The 3,930-nt window shown below is 71.7% G+C and carries 3 protein-coding genes and 1 riboswitch; all 3 genes read left to right on the plus strand.

Annotated elements, in window-relative coordinates:
* On the plus strand, positions 1-957 hold a 957-nt coding region (locus tag ACNPM4_RS20710), incomplete at its 5' end, for an NAD-dependent epimerase/dehydratase family protein (protein WP_448987022.1).
* A 6-nt stretch (positions 958-963) separates the two neighbouring features.
* A riboswitch (TPP riboswitch) is annotated at positions 964-1,057 on the plus strand.
* On the plus strand, positions 1,048-1,896 hold the full coding sequence (gene thiM, locus ACNPM4_RS20715) for a hydroxyethylthiazole kinase (RefSeq protein WP_448987023.1): 849 nt from the start codon (positions 1,048-1,050) through the stop codon (positions 1,894-1,896). (Overlaps the previous riboswitch by 10 nt.)
* A partial coding sequence (locus ACNPM4_RS20720; RefSeq protein ID WP_448987024.1) for a bifunctional hydroxymethylpyrimidine kinase/phosphomethylpyrimidine kinase occupies positions 1,893-3,930 on the plus strand: 2,038 nt, incomplete at its 3' end. The genes thiM and ACNPM4_RS20720, both read left to right, overlap by 4 nt.

The following is a 3,930-nucleotide window of genomic DNA, read 5'->3' on the forward strand; positions in this document are numbered from 1 at the left end:
GACGTGTTGATCCTCGGTGGAACGGGCTGGCTCTCCGGGCGCATCGCCCGCCGATGGCTGGATGCGGGGGCAACGGTGACCTGTCTCGCTCGCGGCGAGAGGCCCGCGCCCGACGGTGCCGAGCTCGTACGTGGAGACCGCGACGATCCCGCGGCGTACACCGCGCTCACCCGGCGGGACTGGGATCACGTGGTGGATATCTCGTCGCAGGCGTCGCAGGTCGAGGCGGCCGTCGGTGCCCTCGGCGAGCGTGCCGCGCGGTGGACCTACGTGTCTTCCCTGTCGGTCTACTCCGACGACGAGACGGTCGGTGCGGACGAGTCGGCACCGCGGCATCCGTCCGCCCGCCCCGGTGACGAGTACGAGTACGGGGCGCAGAAGGCTGCGGCCGAGGACGCCGTGGGCACCCTGGGCGATCGTGCGCTCATCGTGCGACCGGGACTCATCGTGGGCAACGGCGACCCGAGCGATCGATTCGGGTATTGGGCTGCCGCCTTCGCACGGGCGGGTATCGGGCCGGTGCTGCTGCCGCCGCTCGAGGGGAGGAGCGCCCAGGTGATCGACGTGGACGACCTCGCTGACTTCATCGTCGCGACGACCAGGAGCGGGCCGGTCAACGCCATCGGGGACGGGCATTCCCTCGGCGACGTGCTGCAGGCGGTTCGCGCGGCAGCAGGGCAGACCGGCGAGACCGTCGTCGCCGAGGAGGAGTGGCTCGTCGTACGCGGGGTCGCGCACTGGGCGGGACCGAGATCACTACCGCTGTGGCTGCCGCCGGAGATGACGGGCTTCATGACCCGGTCGAACACGGCGTACCGCGAAGCGGGTGGGCGGCTGCGCCCTCTGGCCGACACCATCCGCGCCGTCCTGGCTGATGAGCGGGCGCGCGGCATCGACCGCGATCGCCGCGCCGGACTCACCCGAGCGGAGGAGCTGGCTCTCCTGGCCGATCGCTAGACTGCGAGCAGTGACACGGGGTGCCGCATCCGCGGCTGAGAACAGACCCGTCGAACCTGATCTAGTTCGTACTAGCGAAGGGATGTCGCGATGAGCGATCTTCTGCGTCCTGATTCCATCACCGATCTGCCCGGCGCCGCCGCCGCCCTGTGGGGGGTGCTGCGCGAGACGCCCCCACTGACGCACTGCATCACCAACACGGTCGTCGCCGGGTTCACCGCCAACGTGCTGCTCGCCCTGGGGGCTGCCCCGGCCATGGTCGACATCGTCGGAGAGGCCGAGATGTTCGCCGGTGTCGCCTCCGGCGTGCTGATCAACCTGGGAACGCCCACTCCCGAGCAGCGCGCGGCGAGCCTCGAGGCCGTCGCCGGGGCTGCGGCATCCGGAACCCCATGGGTGCTCGATCCGGTCGCGATCGGAGCTCTGCCGATCCGCACTGCCTTGGCGCACCGGCTGGCGGAGCAGCGTCCGACGGCGATCCGCGGCAACGCCTCGGAGATCCTCGCGCTCGCCGGGCTCAGCGCCGGCGGTCGGGGAGTGGATGCGACGGACAGCACGGATGCCGCAGCCGACGCGGGCGCTGCCCTCGCGCGACGGACCGGTGCCGTGATCGCGGTGTCCGGTCCGATCGACCTCGTCACCGACGGGGAGCGGGTGCTGCGCCTCGCGAACGGGCACGAGCTGCTGACCAGGGTCACCGGCGGGGGCTGCGCTCTCGGGGCCGTGATGGCCGCATTCCTCGGTACCGCGCGCAATACCGGACACGATGCCCTCACGGCCGTCGCCGCCGCGAGCCTCGTGTACACGATCGCGGCCGAGCGCGCCGCCACGATCTCGACCGGTCCCGGCAGCTTCGCCGTGGCGCTGTTGGACGCCCTCGCCTCCGTGGGCCCCGCCGACGTGATCGCGGACGCCCGTGTGCAGGCGGGTGCGCGGTGAACGCCGACCTCTCCCTCTACCTCGTCACCGATCCCACGTTGTGCGGCGACCGCGGTGTCGTCGATACCGTGCGCCGTGCCGTCGACGGGGGCGTGCGCATCGTGCAGCTTCGCGACAAGACCGCGTCCGATGCCGAGACGGTCGAGCAGCTGCTCGCGCTGTCGCAGGCGATCGACGGTCGTGCGCTGCTCGTCGTGAACGATCGGCTGGATGCGGCGATCGCCGCCCGCGCCCGCGGTGCACGCGTCGACGGCGTGCACCTGGGTCAGGGGGACGCGTCGGTGCTGGGGGCGCGCGAGGCTCTCGGACCGGATGCGCTGATCGGCCTCACCGCGAACAGTGCAGCGCACCTCGACGCGGTTCTCGCGTTGCCCGCCGGAACCGTCGACTATCTCGGCGTCGGGGTGATCCGTCCGACCTCGACCAAGCCGGATCATCCCGAGCCCCTCGGCGTGGACGGGTTCCGCGACTTCGTGACCCGCAGCCCGCTTCCGTGCGTGGCGATCGGCGGCGTCGGCATCGACGACACCGAGGCGCTTCGTGATGCCGGTTCCGCCGGACTCGCCGTGGTCTCGGCGCTGTGTGCGGCCGATGATCCCGCCGCGACCGCCCGGGAGTTCCGGCGACGCTGGCTCGCGGGGTCCGTGCCACGGGTGCTCAGCATCGCGGGGAGTGATCCTTCGGGAGGGGCGGGTATCCAGGCCGACCTCAAGTCCATCGCCGCGAATGGCGGGTACGGCATGGCCGTCCTCACCGCGCTGACCGCGCAGAACACGCAGGGTGTCCGGGCGGTGCATGTGCCGCCGGCGGACTTCCTCCGTGCGCAGCTCGACGCGGTGTCGGACGACGTCGTGATCGATGCGGTGAAGATCGGGATGCTGGCCGAGACGGAGGTGATCCGCGCGGTGGGCGAGTGGCTCGATCGGGTGCGTCCACCCGTCGTCGTGCTCGACCCGGTCATGGTCGCGACGTCGGGGGACAGGCTCCTCTCTCCGGATGCCGAGGCGGAGCTGCGGAGTCTGCTCGGTCGCGCGACGCTGGTCACCCCGAATCTCGCCGAGCTCGCGGTGCTGACCGGTCGTGACATCGTCGATTGGGCCGACGGCATCACCGCCGCCGAGGAGCTGTCGGCCGAGATCGGTGCCGCCGTGCTCGTCAAGGGCGGCCATCTCACCGGCGACGAAGCTCCGGATGCGCTGGTCGACACGCGTCGCGGCCTTCGCCAGGAGTTCACCGGCCCGCGCATCGTGACGTCGAGCACGCACGGCACGGGCTGCTCGCTCTCTTCGGCCCTGGCCACGCTGCTGGCGCAGGGGAGTGATCCCGAGGAGGCGGTACGCGCGGCACGCGCCTGGCTCCGCGAGTCTCTCCGCGCGGGGGACGGGCTGCGCGTGGGGCGCGGACACGGCCCGATCAGCCACTTCGCCGGCCTCTGGGGTCGTGGGCGCTCGGCGACGCGACCGGAGGCGACCGACATCGCTGCGGACTGGTGGCAGGAGATCGCCGGTATCCGCGCGGGGATCGATGAGCTGCCGTTCATCCGCGCGCTCGCCGACGGCTCTCTCGAGCGCGCGCCGTTCCTGTCGTACCTCGCGCAGGATGCGCTGTATCTGCGTGACTACGCCCGCGTGCTGGCCGAAGCCGCCCGCCTCGCGCCGACCTCGGCGGAGCAGGCGTTCTGGGCGGACTCCGCTCACGGTTCGATCGTCGGCGAGCTCGAACTGCACGCGTCCTGGCTGACCCCGTCGGAGGGGGTGGGCGCGGCGACCTTCGCGGCGGAACCCTCCGCGGTGACGACGGCATACCTCGACCACCTGCGGTCCGTCGCCTTCGGCGGTGACTACGCCGAGATCGTCGCCGCGGTACTCCCGTGCTTCTGGCTCTACACGGATCTCGGTCGGCGTCTGCACGCGGGAGGGTTCGGTGAATACGCGACCGATCCGCAACATCCTTTCGCTTCCTGGCTCGCGACATATGCCGACCCCGCGTTCGAGGAGGCGACCCGGACGGCGATCGAGCACGCGTCCGCCGCCC

It is taken from the genome of Microbacterium umsixpiens (assembly GCF_053543675.1).